This window comes from Salinispira sp. (assembly GCF_059431795.1).
The window spans coordinates 1-16,618 of the sequence record NZ_JBXWXS010000028.1; the positions used below are offsets into that span (position 1 = coordinate 1).

A 16,618-nucleotide genomic window follows, 5' to 3' on the forward strand; every position below is an offset into this window, starting at 1 on the left:
TCATCCAGCAGGTTTGCGAAGGTGTTACCCATGAGAATTCCGAAGCTGGTTCCTTCGGGGAATCCGCTGAACACTCTAATAATAATAGTTACCGAACCAATGATAATTCCGTAGAGAAACTGAGCAAGAGGCTTGTTGGGTCCGGAAACCGGGTCGGTGGACATGAATACCGCAACATAAAACAGGGATCCGGAAAAGAGGAACTTGGTAATATCCACAATCTGTTCAAGCAGCGTCTTTCCTGCGGGGTTCATTAACGCCCCGCCGCTGAGGTCCGCAATAAAGCCGGCATAGTAGAAAATGGTGGTTAGCACGGCAGCTGACAGGAGAGTCATGAGAATCATCCGCCAATTGGCCGTCTTGGTCCACATAAGGTATATGGCCGCAAGAATAATCAGGAAAATTGCGCTTTCCCCGATAGATCCAACCCTGCGTCCCCAGAAGAGATTACCAAGCGTATTATCGTTGATGTACTGGGCGGATTCCGGCAGATTGTCCGAATCCATTCCCCGGTAAATCTCCAGCGGAGTTACGGTGCTTACCGCATCCACCTCAGGCTGAAGCACTCCCGCATAGGAGGTGATCACATAGAGGGCGATGGTTAGGGCAATGGAGCCGAATATGGTGGCTTTGACCAGCCCTTTTTTCTCAAAGTTTTTGGTGATAATTACATATGCCGCCGCAACAATCAAAATCATGAACACAGCTTCAATAAACGCGCTGCCCTGGGACTGACCGTTGATACCCAGGGTTCCGAATACACCGGGGATCATCCATGTGGTCTGCATGAGCAGAGGGAATGAGATGTAGGTGAAAATACGTCCGGTTATAGCCGGATTAAATACGTTGCGGCCGAAACCGCCGTATACGCCCTTTCCCATCACCACAGAAAAAACCGATGCCACAGCTGCAACCCAGAGGGGAACCGCAGGAGGAAATGACATGGCCAGGAGAGCCGAGGTAACAAGAACGGCTTCACTGACTTTTTTATTCCGGGATTTTTCCATGATGAATTCCGAAAGAATCCCCACGCCGAACACTACCGCGGTTACCGCTATTACCCGCCATCCGTACAAATAGATGGAGTACAGGAAAATAGGTATGAGGGAGTATAGAACTTTCCTCATTATCTGTTGTTTCTGAAACACGATGCCTCCTCAACGATTACTGCTGCAATAATATTTGAAATATTCAATCAATTTACAAAATATTAGATTTTGGAAATTGCCAAGACCTTTAGAAATCATAATTCCTTGCTTGTAACTGGATTATGATTTCGACCCGTTATTGAAAGCATCTTTCAACATATAATTTTGAAAGATGCTTTATTGTCGATGTGTACAGTTCAGTATACCGCATCACGGATTCCTTGTGTATGCTAAACCTGCACGTAAACATTAGCAAAAGACTCAGATATATATCCGAATGATAAGATATAATTCCATTTTTATCAATAAAAAATTATCGTGAAATGCATTACGGAGTTGTGGAAGGGCCCGACTTTGTGTAGAGCCGCCGGAGGGGCGGGGGCTGGCGAATGTGCTGCCCCAATACGCTCATGAGCGTAAATTTCTTAATCTGGGAGCAGCGCCATTCAACTGCTCCTCCGGCTTGCACGATAAACCGGAGGCTTAATGGTGTTTGCGGCCATCTGAAGCCATCGCCTGAAGCCGTCGTCTAAAGCCGCCGCCTGAAGCGGGCGTCTGAAGCCGTCGCCTGACTTGGAGAGTGGGTCTGTGCGTTCTGCTTAAAGAAACCGGCGGTTCTTCCGTATCAGTTCCAGTCGGCGTGCAACACTCAGGTCTGTCTGTCCGCCGTCTTCAGGTGTATTTTTGCAGTAATCGACCATTCGTTTGAGGGATGTCTCTGCAACATGCATCCGTGTGTCAGATGAAGCGTAGTAGATTAAAAGCCTGGAGTCTCCGTCCGGCCCCGCCGGATCGGCGATCGTACCGTTTGTGAACACCACATTGGAGACATCTCCCACCCGTTCTTCCCCTTCGGGCGCGATCAGGTAGCCTCCAGGGCGGTGAATCACCCTGCCGGGATCAGCCAGAGCTGTCATGAATGCATAAATCACATAGCGCAGGCCCGCGGCGGTATTCCGCACGCCATGCACAATATGCAGCCATCCTTCATCGGTTTTGATTGGAGGGGCGCCGCCGCCGTTTTTTGTCTCTTTTATTGTGTGGTACTGCCGTGGATCAAGAAGATGTTCTTTGTCTATTACGGCATGTTCCATGCTTTCAGCGTAGCCGTAACAGATTCCGCCTCCTGAGCCGGTATCTATGAAGCCGTCCTGGGGTCGGGTGTAGAGCATGTACTTCCCGTTCACAAAATCCGGGTGAAGGACCACATTCCGCTGCTGAGGCCCGGGAGTTTTCAGATCCGGCAGCCGCTCCCATGTTTGCAAGTCCCTGGTTCTCAGGACGGCGGCGCTGGCTGTGGCGGAAGATGTATCACCGGCAGGGGCGTGGGGGTCTTTGCGCTCGGCGCAGTAGATGCCGTAGATCCAGCCGTCCGCATGGCGGGTGAGGCGCATATCGTACACGTTGGTCTCGGGGTTCTCATTGGGGGGAAGCTCAAGGGGCTCTTCTGTAAAACGGAAATTTTGTACGCCGTCACTGCTCTCAGCCATTGCAAAGAACGATTTACGGTCACTGCCTTCCACCCGGAGCATCAGAATGTATCTGTCTTCCATTTTGATCGCCCCGGCATTGAACACCGCATTGATGCCCATCCGCTCCATAAGGAAGGGGTTCGTTTCAGGATTCAGATCATAGCGCCATTCAAGAGGGGTGTGGGCCGCGGTGAGAATAGGGTCGGTGTAGCGGGTGAAGATTCCGTTTCCCGGATGAACGGGTGAGTTCTTGCGTTCCAGCAGCTGCCGCTGTTCTGTGACCAAATAATGTAATCGTGTGTGAAAGTCTTCATGTATCATATTTACCTCCCGGTAGCGTCTCTGCTGATATATTGGTGCTTTATTCCGGCCTATGAGCGAGGGATCGGCCTATGAGCGACCGGCGTATGGGCGAGCGATCGTCCTATGAGCGACCGGCGTATGGGTGAGCGACCGTCCTATGAGCGACCGGCGTATGGGCGAGCGACCGTCCCCTCATATCCGGTGCATTATTTCTAGCATCGCTCTAAGGTTGTGATACGGCGTCTTCCACATTCCGGCAATATCGCTTGCTGTGTCCGCTTGATTGTTTTCATTCAGACACCAATGCCACTCACCGAAAGGCGAAGTTTGAAACTGATTTATGTATGTAAGTATTCCAAGCAAGGGTTCCCCATATTTTACATCCCGGTGTACCCGGAATGCCTCCGCCAGACCCGTTGCAGCCTCCGCCTGTACCCACCATATCCTGGAAGGGTCCTCTTTTCCCCTGTGAGCTTCGTTAATCAGGAAGCTGAATTCATCTGTTGTATCCTCATCTGCACTCTCATCTGCATCCTCATCGTGACCCCCGAAGGATCTGAGCCCTTGAAGGGCTGCGCTGAATAGTTTTTCCAATCCCGCTGTAAGTTCGTGTTGTTTTTCAGCGGGATAACAAAATTGCATGGCTTCGCGGATGAGCCAAAAAGCTTCAATGTCATGGCCGAACGAATCCGGCCCTTCCATACTTTGCCATTCCCGGGTGAAATACAGTTGAAGATGCCCGCTCTCCGGGTGGATGATCTTTTTTATATGCAGCTCAATAAGATCCTCCAGCGCCCCGCAAACGGTCCCGGTTTCCGGTTTCTGGCTGCCCGGGTCACTGACCCCCGGATTGGGCCGGCGAATCATATCTTCATAATTGCTGAAAGCTTCTAAAATATGCAGATGGGTGTTCATAGATTTCGCACAGGATATATCTGCCTCGGATAGGGAGAAATCTTCCCGGGGTATCCAGTCTCTGCTGCAGGCATCCCAGTATCCGCCGTATACCGGATCCCGGCCTTCTTTGCGGATCAGATTGTAGGTTTGCCGGCACAACTCTTCCACCCGGGAGTCATGTTCCGATTTCAGATACTCACTCATCCCATACAGAGCGAAGGCCTGGCCGTACATCTGTTTGTGAACCTCCTGGGGCATCCCACCGGGGGAGCAGCTCCAGAAAAATCCTGAGTATTCCCCGTCCCAGAAATCTCTCACCAGTGTTTCTTTTGCCCGGAACATAATTGACCGGATTTGGTCGTGTTTTGGGGCAAGATCGCTTTTCAGCCTGCCGCCTTCCTGCGAAGGTGTGTCTGGTGATTCCTTTAGAAGGTTATTCAACCGGGAAAAGCTCCAGAGCAAGCGCGCCGTCATGACCAAGCCTCGAGGTGCATCCCAATCTGCCTTGCCCCGGGAATCAACCCTGGGAGGAATGCTCCCATCGGGGCGGGAAATGGACAGCCAGAATGGAAGGATCTTTTCACGAATTTGGCTGCGGCATATTTCTCCGATGGTTTTTCCGGGTTCCGTGACCGGGACTGTTGGATGGGTGGTGTTCATAATAACTCAATGTAATCACGAAACCGGTTTCCTTGTCTATTGTTCTCTCCCGAAAACGGGGTCATTTGCTGGAAATTCGCTCATTCCCAGAAGCGGGTTCAAACCCAGATACCGAATTCGTTTCTGGGAAAACGATGATCCGAGGGGTGATCTGCACCCCTCCCCGCACCCCCTCTGCGAAACACCGGGAAGGCCCGTGGTTAAAAGCCCGTGGTTAACAGCCGGTGGCTAAAAGCCCGTGGCTAAAAGCCCGTGGTTACGCAGGTAGCAAAGCGAAAAACCCGTGGCTAAAGGCTCCTGCGGACGATCAGTTCTGCCTGAAACAGGGCCGTATCGTTTCCCCAATGGGGGTCATCAAGGCGCTGGAGAAGAATGCGAATAATTTCAGCCCCCATTTCCCCGATCGGCTGCCTCATTGCCGTCAGGCCTCCCCGGATAAATTCATTGTAGGGAAAATCATCGAAGACGCAGATTCCCATGGCTGGTCCCCCTTGCTGTTCCAGGGCCCGAAGGCTGCTGAACAGCAGGTTGCCGCCCCCTGCAATATACATGCAATCTGTATCCGGTAGCTCGCGCAGCCGCGAACGGATTGCATGGGTGGCTGCGCTATCGTCCAAATCGGAGACCGAAAGGGTGTGGCCCCGGAAGGGGGAATTTTGCAGCCGGTCCAGAAAACCGGCTTTCCGGGAACGATAATGAGGATACGATTCCGGACCGCAAATACAAAGGGGAGTCCTGCAGCCGGCGGATAGAATATGATCGGTCATCCGAACGCTTGCTTCGTAATTGTCTATATCCACATACCAGTTTTCAAACCCCTCCCTTCGCCCCAGCATGACATAGGGTATTTCAGCGTCTTCAAGCCGATCCATGGCAGCCTCATCCAGCAGTTCCGCCGAGATAATCAGGCCGTCCACTTTTCTGTTACGGATCACCTGATCCACAAGTTCGCCCAGCATTCCTTCATCGCTTTCTGTAAGCAGTTGGATGCCGTAGTCCCTGGCCGCAGCTTCCTTGCTGATTACCGCCAGCATCTGGGCCCAATATGCGCTGTTGACCGCATTGTCCGCCCGGTGGGGAATAAGAAATCCTATGCTGCGGGTTTTTGAGTATGCAAGAGCCCGAGCGGAGAAATCGGGGGAATAGCCCCGCTGTTCCACGATGGCAAGGATGCGCTTTCGGGTGGCTTTCCCGATGCCGCCGCGCTTATTGAGCACCTTAGATACGGTTCCCTTGCTCACCCCGGCTTCCCGGGCAATATCCTGAATGGTGATTTTCATAATCGATCATTCTCCCCATATGCTGTGCAGCAAGCACAGCGTGTACACGTCTTTTCCGGGACATAAGCACCGTTTTGGCCTGGAGATCCGCGGAAGCCAGCATTCCCCACCTGGGCGCCTCCGCACCTGAGGCTATTGGCCTGGAACTTACAGGAAACCAGTCCAATAGGGCAAAACCGGTGAGCATCCCCCGGTTCCCATGTATCAAATAACTATAACATACCCGTGCAGGCTAAAATTCCCAAAACCCAAAGGTTTTCATGGACGATGAAGGTCCCTGTGGCTATTTTTTACCCGAATGCTATTTCCTAATAAAATAATATTTAGTAATATGCTCAGGTATAAAGCGGATTAATGTTCGGCAGACCATGGAGCATGCAACAGCTCAGGATGCGGAATATTCGGCTGGTGGTTTCAGACAGCTACGATCCGTACACCAATCTCAGTCTCGAAGAGGAACTGTTTGCTTCCTGCAAAGGGCAGGAAGGAGAAGAGTTCTTTTTACTGTATATTAATGGGCCTGCGGTGGTAATCGGGAAGCATCAAAATCCCTGGAAGGAATGCAACATGCAGCTTCTGGGGGAACGAAGCATCCCCCTGTTAAGACGAATCAGCGGCGGGGGTACGGTGTACCACGATCAGGGGAATATCAACTGGAGTTTTATCGGCCCCAAGAACGGCTTTTCCCAGGAGGAGAATCTCGAACTTATAAAACAGAGCGCGGCACGGTTCTCCGGTCTTCCTGAAACGGATTTCACTGTTGGCGAACGGGGTGATATTTTTTACCGGGGACTGAAGATCAGCGGAAACGCTCTCACGTTTAAGGGCAGCAAAGCCCTGCACCATGGTACGCTTCTGGTCAGCGCAGATACCGGCTCCCTGGGAGCTGCATTGCGGGGATGGGAAACGCGTTTTTCGGTGCGGCTGGATGGTCCGGGCGTGAATTCCAATCCTTCACCGGTAACCAATCTATCCCGGCATGGCAGAGAGCCGATGAGCTGCCCCGATTTTTATCTGGCAGCAGGAGACATTCTTGGGGATGCCGGCGCCTACGGGGGATATCATCCGCTCCCTGAGCTGAACAAAGATGTTGCCCGTAGAATGGATGAACACCGCTCGCCGGAATGGACGCTCAGGCGTACCCCGGACTGCAGAATTTTTCCCCAGCCGGGTGAAGAAGGACGCGGCAACCGGCCGGCAGATACTGGGGAGCCCGGCGCAACCCATTGGCTGCTTCACAAGGGTCGGGTGTACAACATGGACGGCCGGGAGTTGTACGATCTCTGCGCTTCACAGGAACTCCGGAATTTCGAGGCCCGCATGGCCGCTTTGGCCTGAGACGGTCGAAGGGGAAGGATTCCCAACAAAAAAGATGCACTGAACTATAATACTTATAGAGGGGATCTGCTTTGGCACGTCCCCGCTTCACATAGAGAACCATGAGTTACAGACCTGATTAGGAGGACAGTATGGACGACAAGCAGATGATGAACACCTTGGACCGCCTGCTCGAGGAAGAAAAGGTGGCGATGCTTGCCAATGTAGACGAAGACGGGAAGCCGGCGCTGCGCTGGATGACCCCCGGACTGGTCCGGGGACAGGAAGGGCGCATATACGCAGTCACATCTCCCAAATTTTCCAAAGTAGCACAGCTGAAAAAGAACCGATATGTGTCCTGGATGATTCAGAAAAAGGATCTTAGTGAGATTCTTACAATCCGTGGGCGGGTGGAACTGCTGGATAACCCCAGCCTCCGCTCCATGGTGATGGAAGCCATCGGACCCAAACTTGCCACCTTTTGGAAGCTCAATGACGATGAAACCGATGTGGTGATTCTGGAAACCGTCATCAAGGAGATTGAATATTACGCCCCCTCAAAGGGGATTAAAGAACAGGTGGCAATCTCACGGGAGGAATCTAAATGAGCAGAGTGAAGAAGTACGACAAGCAGTTTCTCCTGGATTCACTCAGGGAGATGCTCACCATGCGCCGCTTTGAGGAAAAGGCCGGTCAAATGTACGGACTAAAGAAGATCGGCGGTTTTTGTCATTTGTACAACGGACAGGAGGCGGTGGCGTCGGGATCGATTCGGGCCCTGGATCTGAGCAAGGATTATGTGCTCACCAGCTACCGGGACCACGCCCATGCCATTGGCTGCGGCATTGAGCCCAAGAAGATTATGGCCGAGCTGTATGGAAAAATCACCGGTGTAAGCCGGGGTAAGGGCGGCAGCATGCACATGTTCGATCCGGAAAAACATATGCTCGGGGGGAACGGTATTGTGGGTGCACAAATCCCCCTTGCAACCGGAACCGCCTTCGCCCAGGCATACTGGCATAAACTTGGGAAGACCAAGGATCTGGGGGTAACCCTCTGCTATTTTGGAGACGGAGCCATTCACCAGGGTGCATTCCACGAGAGTCTTAACCTGGCCAGGATCTGGGATCTGCCGGTGATCTATCTGGTGGAAAACAACCGCTTCGGCATGGGTACCGCAGTGAAGCGGGTGTCGGCAGTGGAAGATTTCAACCTGAAAGCGTCCGGGTACGATATTGAAGGCCGTATTCTCAACGGCATGGACTTCCTGGACATGTATGAAGGAATTACCGAAATCATCAAAGAAAGCCGGGAAAACGGCAAGGCCTTCCTGGTGGATGTGAAAACCTACCGATACAAAGGCCATTCCATGTCCGACCCCGCAAAATACCGCACCAAGGAAGAACTTGAGTCCTTCAAGAATCAGGATCCCATCCACACCCTCATGAGCGAAATGATTGAGGCGAAAATGCTCACCGAAGATGAATATAAGAAGATGGACGACGAGGTGAAGCAGCTGATTAAGGATGCGGTGGAGTTCGCGGACAAGAGCGAAGAACCCCCGCTTCATACCATGTATGAGGACATCTACGCAGACTGATTCTGATAATAGCGAGGTTGAATAAATGGCAATTTTAGCAGTACGTGAAGCATTAAATCAGGCCCTGGATGAAGAGATGACCAGGGATGAGGCAGTCCTTGTTATGGGTGAGGAAGTAGCCGAGTACAACGGAGCCTACAAAGTAACCAAGGGCCTATTAGATAAATACGGTCCCCACAGGGTGCTGGATACCCCCATTGCAGAGCTGGGGTTTACCGGAGTGGGAGTGGGCGCCGCACAGACCGGGTTAAGACCGGTTGTTGAATGGATGACCCTGAACTTCTCCCTTCTGGCCCTGGATCAGGTGGTAAACAACGCTGCAAAGCTCCGGCACATGTCCGGCGGGCAGCTTCAGGTTCCCATTGTGTTCCGTGCCCCCAACGGCCCTGCGGAATATTTGAGCTCCCAGCACAGTCAGAGCTTTGCGTCATACTACGCTCATATACCGGGGCTCAAGGTTGTGGCGATCTCCACACCCCGGAACGCCAAGGGACTGTTGAAGTCCGCAATCCGGGATAACAACCCGGTTGTGTTCCTGGAAGCGGAAATGATGTATGGGCTCAAGGGCGATGTTCCCGATGAAGAGTACACCCAGCCCCTGGACAAGGCGGAAATCGCCCGGGAAGGCAGCGATGTGACCCTCATCACCTTCGGTAAGGTTCGCCATATGGTAATGGATGCGGCCAAAGAGCTGGAAAAAATCGGCGTTCAGGCTGAGGTGATCGACCTGATCAGTCTCCGCCCCATTGACGAAGAAACTATCTACAATTCGGTGCGCAAGACCAACCGGGCCGTGGTGATCGATGAAGCGTGGCCGTTGGCCTCCATCGGTTCCCATGTGAGTCATCTCATTCACACCAACTGTTTTGACGATCTGGACAGCCAGGTTGAGTTTGTATCTTCAGAAGATGTGCCCATGCCCTATAACCACAGCATGGAGCTGGAAGTGCAGCCCACGGTTGCGAAGATTGTAAATGCTGCGAAGAAAGTGAGCTATATCGAATAGGTTGCCGGGAGCATATCGAGTAACATTGGGAACGATATTCGGCCCGGCACTCTCCTGTAAAACCGCCGGCGCCGTTTTCCCAAAGGATTAGAGAGGAAATTATGGCTGAGAAACTTTTTATGATCGCCCTTTCTCCCACCATGGAGGAAGGGACAATTCTCAAATGGAATAAAAGCGTCGGCGACACCATCGACACCGGTGATGTGGTCTGCGAAGTTGAAACCGACAAGGCGAGCATGGACTACGAGTCCACACAGGAAGGGAAACTTCTTAAAATTATCAAGAATGAGGGCGAAGGCGCCCGGGTGGGTGAAACCATCGGAATTCTCGGTGAAGAAGGGGAGGACCTTGAAGATATTCTGAAAGAGGTAGAGCAGGAAGGCAAAGCCGCATCGGAAGACAAGAGTGAATCGAAAGACGAATCGTCTGCACAAAGCGGCGACCAGACAGGCCAGGGCCCGGCCTCCTCTTCTGCTGCATCTGCCGGCGGCTCTGCGGCTTCCGCTCCGGCCGCAGCAGGCCAAACAACAGCAGGCCAGACAACAGGCGGGCAGCCCGCACACACAGGAAGCGGAAAGATCAAGGCAAGTCCCCTTGCCCTCAAGCTTGCGGCCCAGAAAGGCATCGACATTAGCACCGTAGCCGGCAGCGGTCCCGGCGGACGGATTATTAAACGGGATATTGAGAATTACAAAGGTCCCGCGCCTTCTGCATCAGGCGGCGCAGCAGCTGGAGCCCCCGCCGCATCCAGTTTTGCTCCGGTGCAGAATGCCGGTGAAGACCGGGAGATTCCGGTTGCCGGGAAACGGGCGGCAATCGCCAAGAAGGTCGCCAACACCAAGTTCAGCGCACCCCATTTTTACATTAAGAACTCTGTGGCCATGGATAACCTCATTGCCGCCCGGGGTATGCTGAACAAAGAGGCTCCCCAGAAGGTGAGCTTTAACGCCTTTATTATGAAGTTCGCCGCCGAAGCTCTTAAGCGTCACCCCGGGGTGAACGCAAGCTGGCAGGGTGACAAGATTCTCCAGTACGGCAGCATCGATATCGCTCTGGCGGTTGACCTGGGCAACGGTCTGATGATGCCCGTGGTGCGAAACGTGGGCAACAAGGGCGTGGTACAGATTGACGCCGAACTGAAAGAGCTGATTCAGAAAGTGAAGGACGGAACCCTCAAGCCCGAGGAATATACCGGTGCCACATTCAGCATCTCCAACCTGGGCTCCTTCGGCGTAGATGAGTTCACCGCCATTCTTAACGATCCGGGTGCGGCAATTCTTGCCCTGGGTAAGGTGAACAAGGTGCCCGTGTTCGACGAACAGGGGAACGTGAAGCCCGAATCCCAGATGAAAATGACCCTCAGCTGCGATCACCGGGTTATTGATGGTTCCATGGGAGGACGTTTCCTCAGTGAAATGCAGAGAATGATGGAAAACCCGGTACGGGTGCTTTTCTAACATCATTATCAAGGCACAGCACAGAGAATCCGGCGAGGGGCCCGCATACAGTATTCCGGTGTGCCCCCCGGGTTTACGGTGCACTCAAATAAAAGGATACAACTATGGCAGATAAAAGCTACGATCTTGCGGTTATCGGCGCAGGCCCCGGAGGCTATGTTGCGGCCATCCGGGCCAGCCAGCTGGGACTGAAAGCAGCGGTTATAGAAAAAGACAAGGCAGGGGGAGTCTGTGGAAATTGGGGCTGTATACCCTCCAAGGCTCTCATTAATCAGGCGGGAATGTTCAACCATGTGTCTCATCTGGAGAAGATGGGGCTCAAGGTAGATACATCGGGTTTTGATTACTCCAAGGTTCATGCGGTGAGCCGAAAGGCAGCAACCAAGAGTGGGAAGGGCGTCGAATATCTTCTGAAGAAGAATAAAATCGACCTGATCTCCGGCAGTGCCGAACTGGCTTCTTCAAAAGAGCTAAAGGTGAGCGGCGGCAAAGACGGAGATATTACCGTGGAGGCCAAGCACATACTCATTGCCACCGGCTCCCGCTCCCGGGAAATCCCCGGTTTCGAGTTTGATGAAGAACAGGTACTCAGCTCCACCGGCATTCTGAGCCTGAAGGAACTTCCCAAGAGCCTGGTCATTCTTGGTGCCGGCGCCATCGGCATGGAGTTCGCCTATGTAATGGGCTGTTTCGGGGTGGATGTAACCATTGTGGAAATGATGGACCGTCTGCTTCCCCTGGAAGATGGGGAGGTGAGCAAGGTAATGGAAGGGGAGTTCAAAAAGCTGGGAATCAAATTCCACACCGGCGTCAAAGCAGGCGATCTGAAGAAAACCAAGAGCGGTATTAGCATTTCCATGGAAACCAAAGACGGCAAGAAGGAGAGCCTGAAGGCCGAGAAGATTCTTGTGGCCGTCGGCCGGGCACCCAATTCGGAAAATCTGGGACTGGACAATCTGGGAATCCGCACCGAAAAGGGCTTTATTAAAGTCAACGATTATTATCAGACTGATATTTCCGGCGTATATGCCATTGGCGATGTAATCGCTTCCCCCCTCTTGGCCCATGTGGCAAGCAAGGAAGGGGAGATTGCCGTCGAACACATGGCAGGCCATGCCGGATCAGAAGCCCGTATTGACCCCGATGAGATTCCCGGAGCGGTGTACACCGAGCCCGGAGTGGGTTCCTTCGGCCCCACCGAGGAACAGGCAAAAGAGCGGGGTCTCAACTACGCCTCCTACAGCTTTCCCTACAGCGGCATCGGCAAAGCCAATGCCATAGAGAAGGGTAGCGGTGTAGTAAAGATCATCTACGACAAAGACAGCCATGAGATTCTGGGCGGTCATGTTGTGGGCTACAGCGCCACCGAACTGGTTCATGAGATCTTGCTTGCCAAGAAAAGCGAACTGCTGCCAGAAGACGTGGCTACCATGATCCACGCCCATCCAACAATCAGCGAGGGAATTATGGAAGCCGCCCGGGGTGTTGAAGGCTGGGCAATTCATATTTAAGTCCAAATGTAAGCTATTCGTCACCTCTGCCCCGCAGGCGGGCAGGGAAGGGACCGCCGGATATTCCATACCGGCGGTCTTTTTTTAGACCCTCAGGGTTTTGAATCAGGCGCTGTCAAACTTCACTGGGAATCAGACCGAACTCACGTACCGTTTTCAGCACATCCTCTTTTTCTATGGGCTTGGGAAGATACGCCTCGCATTGGGCGTTGAAGGCCTGCATAATGTTCCCGCTGTCTTTTAATGCGGTTGTCATGATGATCTTAACCCCTTGAAGTCCGCCGATACCATGTTCGGACTCATAGCTGCGGATTTGCTTCAGCACCTCCTGACCGTCCATGTTGGGCATCATAATATCAAGAAAAATAATGCCGTAAGGATCGTCCGCTTCAAAGGCCTTGGTGAACGCGTCTATGGCTTGAATTCCGTCTTCCGCCGTGTGGATAGAGAAGAACGGTTCTATTATTTTTTCAATAAACATTCTGCTTGGAATATCGTCTTCCACAATTAGCGCTTTCATTGCCGACTCCTGTAGTAAGGCTGCCTGGGGGAGGAATTTCTAAAATCTTCGATTTTTGAAAGCCTTCCCGCATATACTAAGTATAATATCGCTGTAAAAAAATGCGAGGTTCTCTTTAATGGAAAATGGATTAATGGAAAATGAAAAGCGCCCCGACGGATTATACCGGCACATCTTCGAGGAAAGCTCCCAGGCAATGCTCTATATCTCTTCTCCCGAAGGGCAAATTCTGGAAATGAATGCCGAATTTAAAAATTTTCTGGAGAACGCTGGTGGAAGTGCATGGTCCGGGATAACCCACGTCCACCAACTTGAAAAACTGGGGTTTCCGGGGGTGGGCCGCATGGAGCAGGGAAGCGGCCACTTCCGTTTTCGCCTTCAAAGTCCCAAATCTCATGAAACCCGGGAAGATGTTGAAGTGGAACTTTTTACAAGCCCGGTGGAGCATTCCGGTGAGCAGGGGTTGTTTTGTCTCCTTCTCCGCCGCCCCTCGGTTGGAAATCTCAATGAAAAGCTGATGAAACATGTGAACGCCCAATCCCCCGGCCCCGGGGATCCGGGCCAGGTTCTGTACAATGGACTTGAGTACTGCGCATCCCTGTTGGAAGCAGAGTCCGCCGCCGGAGTGTTTACCTCAAGCGATTCGGATGTTCCCGGAGAAACCCTTATCTGGCCCCCCGAATCAATGGATAATCTCCGTTCCAATATGATAAATGTGCTTGAGACTGCCGATCTCAATCCCCGCTCCAGGTTTCACGATCTGGATCTGATGTACGATGAACAGCAACGCCAAACGATTCTTACAGCCTACATACCCGGGGCAGAAGTCACGCTGGGCTGTATGGTCTTTTTCCTGGACGGTGAGCTGAAAGATCTGAACGGCTTGGAGGATGATCTCCGCATGGTAAGCATGGTGATGGGAAAAATCCTTGAACGAATGGAAACCTTCGGCAACCTGGATACCCTCATAGATACCAGCGGTATTCTCCGTTCCGATTCTGATATGGGAATCCTGGTTCTGGATCATGAAGGAAAAATTCTTGAAACTAACCGCATGGTCAGACAGATACTCTCCATGGAAAAGCAGGAGCTTGATGGGCGCAATTTTGATGAACTGCAAGAATCCTGGCATATGCAGCTTCCCAGGATTGAAGGGATGGAACTCCCGGTAAGCTATAGGGTTCCCGGACCATCGGGGTTCAGCGCCCAGATTATTTCCCAGCAGGTTGACCTTTGCGGCATATGCAGTTTTGAGGACAGTATAGGCGAGCGGATTGTTTTTATTTTAGATATCAGCAGCATGAAGAACCTGGAAAAAAAATATCTGGATGCTGCGGGGGAGGCGCAATCCGCAGAGGTTCTGAAAAAAACATTCATTTCCAGCATATCCCATGAGATCCGCACCCCCCTGAACGGTATTAACGGAATGTCCCAGCTTCTTGAAGATACTCAACTGGACGGAGAGCAGGAGAATATCGTTAAGACTCTGCGGATGGCCGTGGGGGCGATGAACCGGCTGGTTCAGGATCTTCTGGATCTAAGCAGACTGGAAACCGGTGCGGTTGAAATATCTAAAGATTTTCATGTGCCGGGAGATGCTGCATCGGATGAGCTGGAACAATTTAAAAGCGACGCCCGTGCCAAAGGGCTGAAGCTTCTGTTGGAGAATAAAATACCCGCTATTGAATACTACGGCGATGAAAAACATCTCCGGCAGGTAATCCGCAATCTTCTTTCCAATGCCGTAAAGTTCACCCGGGAAGGTTTTGTGCGCCTGAGATGTTTCCGTGACAGGGATGTTTTGTCCTTCCAGGTGGAGGACAGCGGACCGGGCTTGGATGGGCAGCAGCAGGAGACGATATTTAAAACCTTCGTACAACTGGACAGCCGGAATACAAGCTTCCGCACCGGCCTGGGACTGGGGCTCCCCCTGGCCCGGAGACTGGCAGCCCTCATGGACGGGCGACTCACAGTGGAAAGCGTTCCGGGAAAAGGCAGCACATTTACCCTCCAGCTCCCGGCTCAACCCAATTTGCTGAAACACACCCGGGATCAGGCACAGCAGCCGGATACTGAAGAGCGCCCCCTGCGTTTTCAGGGTCTTTGCGTAATAGTGGCAGAGGATGATCCCATTAATAGAAGCACCATTACCCGGTTTTTGAAGATGCAAGGCTGTGAGGTTCATACTGCGGTGAATGGAAGCGAAGCCGAATACCTCATCCGGCGTCACCGGGTGGATCTGGCGGTTCTGGATGTGAGCATGCCCCAGGTGTCGGGCCTTGAACTTACCGCTAAAATCCGCTCCGGGGAGATAGGCGGCCGGCAGGATCTCCCCGTTCTGGGCGTAACCGGCCATGGACTTCCGGAAGAAGTAGACTCATTTCTCAAGGCCGGGATGAATGATGTACTTCTCAAGCCCTTCGTAACCCAGCATCTGTATGCGAAAATGGATTCGCTGCTTGTATCATGAAACATGTGCCTGACTGTCTTAAAACCCTCCGTTTTCCAGTGCCCCGCCGCATCCGCTGCCGAACTTCATTGTCGGCCCCATTTCCATTCGGCGGCATATAGCGGTCCGCCGGCCCGGCACACGATCTTACCGGCACACGATCTTACCGGCACGCAGCCACACCGGCCCACGGCTGTACCGGCCTACGGCCGCACCGGTACAGGAATTGTTCCGCCATAAATCGTGAATAGACAATTCCTGTCACTCTCCGTATACTTGGGGGCATGAGGGAACAGACCATTACACTCACCAATCCCAAAGGTATTCATGCCCGCCCCTCGGCCATGATTCTCAAAACGGCTGAAAACTACCAATCCACCATACAGCTCATTAAAGATGGGGAGGCGGCAGATGCCGGCGATATTATGGCGGTTCTCTCCCTGGGAGCCATGCACGGCGACCAGATTACCATTCGGGCGGACGGTCCCGACGAAGATGCCGCCATCGAGCATCTTTTAGAGGTGTTCGCCCGCCGATTCGACGACGATTAGCATCCGGTATACATTGTCTATCCCACGGTAATATCTCCCCAGATACTGCGCCTACTGTTCCATATAGGGTGGACTATTAAAGGGGATTCATCCCTATTGAGATACATATTCCATGTCCGGGGGAGGGAGCTGGTTTTCCTGCTGCAAATCGATTTTATTTCCAAAACACTCAACTAAAATCGGTTTATCTTGTATGAAATTGCGAATATTCTGCATAAATATCAACAACCTGAAAAAAATTGAAAATTTTCTCTTGTCAAACGCGCTGAACAGTGTTTTCATATATGTATCAGGGGGTAATTCTTGGGGTTTCAATTCTTACCTTGCAATTACCATTACATAGCATGAGTCGTTGACCCATGAGGCGGTGCCGGGACTGGATGTGGGGATCCGGTCAGCGGCGTATGGAAACATTTCCACCATTTTTGGAAATGTTTCCACCTCCTT

The 16,618-nt window shown here is 52.3% G+C and carries 13 protein-coding genes; 8 read left to right on the forward strand and 5 right to left on the reverse strand.

The genetic code is table 11. The features are described 5' to 3' along the window. From AC52PS_RS09185 to AC52PS_RS09200, 4 genes are all read right to left on the reverse strand, one after another. Positions 1 to 1,148 (reverse strand): RnfABCDGE type electron transport complex subunit D (locus AC52PS_RS09185; RefSeq protein ID WP_495562763.1); only part of this gene is annotated, 1,148 nt, incomplete at its 3' end. A gap of 599 nt (positions 1,149 to 1,747) precedes the next feature. Continuing rightward, positions 1,748 to 2,941, reverse strand: coding sequence for a glycoside hydrolase family 130 protein (locus AC52PS_RS09190; RefSeq protein ID WP_495562764.1), 1,194 nt, complete (start codon positions 2,939 to 2,941; stop codon positions 1,748 to 1,750). Between the two features lie 174 nt (positions 2,942 to 3,115). Continuing rightward, complete coding sequence (locus tag AC52PS_RS09195; protein WP_495562765.1) at positions 3,116 to 4,480, reverse strand: AGE family epimerase/isomerase; 1,365 nt, start codon at positions 4,478 to 4,480, stop codon at positions 3,116 to 3,118. Between the two features lie 287 nt (positions 4,481 to 4,767). Next, the gene (locus AC52PS_RS09200) at positions 4,768 to 5,760 is read right to left on the reverse strand and encodes a LacI family DNA-binding transcriptional regulator (RefSeq protein ID WP_495562766.1); all 993 of its coding nucleotides are present in this window, start codon (positions 5,758 to 5,760) and stop codon (positions 4,768 to 4,770) included. A 375-nt stretch (positions 5,761 to 6,135) separates the two neighbouring features. On the opposite strand from AC52PS_RS09200, the gene AC52PS_RS09205 reads away from it, so the two are divergent. The 6 genes from AC52PS_RS09205 (at position 6,136) to lpdA (ending at position 12,651) form a co-directional block, all read left to right on the forward strand. Further along, positions 6,136 to 7,098: a lipoate--protein ligase family protein gene (locus tag AC52PS_RS09205; RefSeq protein WP_495562767.1), complete on the forward strand. Its 963-nt coding sequence runs from the start codon at positions 6,136 to 6,138 to the stop codon at positions 7,096 to 7,098. A gap of 131 nt (positions 7,099 to 7,229) precedes the next feature. Continuing rightward, positions 7,230 to 7,685 (forward strand): pyridoxamine 5'-phosphate oxidase family protein, encoded by a 456-nt coding sequence (locus AC52PS_RS09210; RefSeq protein WP_495562768.1) that lies wholly within the window; start codon positions 7,230 to 7,232, stop codon positions 7,683 to 7,685. After that, positions 7,682 to 8,677, forward strand: a complete 996-nt coding sequence (gene pdhA / locus AC52PS_RS09215; protein WP_495562769.1) for a pyruvate dehydrogenase (acetyl-transferring) E1 component subunit alpha — start codon at positions 7,682 to 7,684, stop codon at positions 8,675 to 8,677. The genes AC52PS_RS09210 and pdhA overlap by 4 nt, the downstream gene beginning before the upstream one ends. Positions 8,678 to 8,702: 25 nt before the next feature. Next, on the forward strand, positions 8,703 to 9,683 hold the full coding sequence (locus tag AC52PS_RS09220) for a pyruvate dehydrogenase complex E1 component subunit beta (RefSeq protein ID WP_495562770.1): 981 nt from the start codon (positions 8,703 to 8,705) through the stop codon (positions 9,681 to 9,683). 101 nt (positions 9,684 to 9,784) lie between these two features. Beyond that, positions 9,785 to 11,140, forward strand: coding sequence for a dihydrolipoamide acetyltransferase family protein (locus AC52PS_RS09225; protein WP_495562771.1), 1,356 nt, complete (start codon positions 9,785 to 9,787; stop codon positions 11,138 to 11,140). Between the two features lie 104 nt (positions 11,141 to 11,244). Further along, positions 11,245 to 12,651, forward strand: a complete 1,407-nt coding sequence (gene lpdA / locus AC52PS_RS09230) for a dihydrolipoyl dehydrogenase (protein WP_495562772.1) — start codon at positions 11,245 to 11,247, stop codon at positions 12,649 to 12,651. Positions 12,652 to 12,766: 115 nt separating this feature from the next. On the opposite strand, the gene AC52PS_RS09235 is transcribed toward lpdA, so the two are convergent. Further along, a complete protein-coding gene (locus AC52PS_RS09235) occupies positions 12,767 to 13,171 on the reverse strand; it encodes a response regulator (RefSeq protein ID WP_495562773.1) in 405 nt (134 codons plus the stop codon). A 118-nt stretch (positions 13,172 to 13,289) separates the two neighbouring features. Between AC52PS_RS09235 and AC52PS_RS09240 the strand changes: the two genes are divergently transcribed. Both AC52PS_RS09240 and AC52PS_RS09245 read left to right on the forward strand, forming a co-directional pair. Then, entirely contained in the window at positions 13,290 to 15,641 is a 2,352-nt protein-coding gene (locus tag AC52PS_RS09240; protein ID WP_495562774.1) for a hybrid sensor histidine kinase/response regulator, read from the forward strand. Positions 15,642 to 15,904: 263 nt separating this feature from the next. Further along, positions 15,905 to 16,171 (forward strand): HPr family phosphocarrier protein, encoded by a 267-nt coding sequence (locus AC52PS_RS09245; protein WP_495562775.1) that lies wholly within the window; start codon positions 15,905 to 15,907, stop codon positions 16,169 to 16,171. The last annotated feature ends 447 nt before the right edge of the window (positions 16,172 to 16,618 follow it).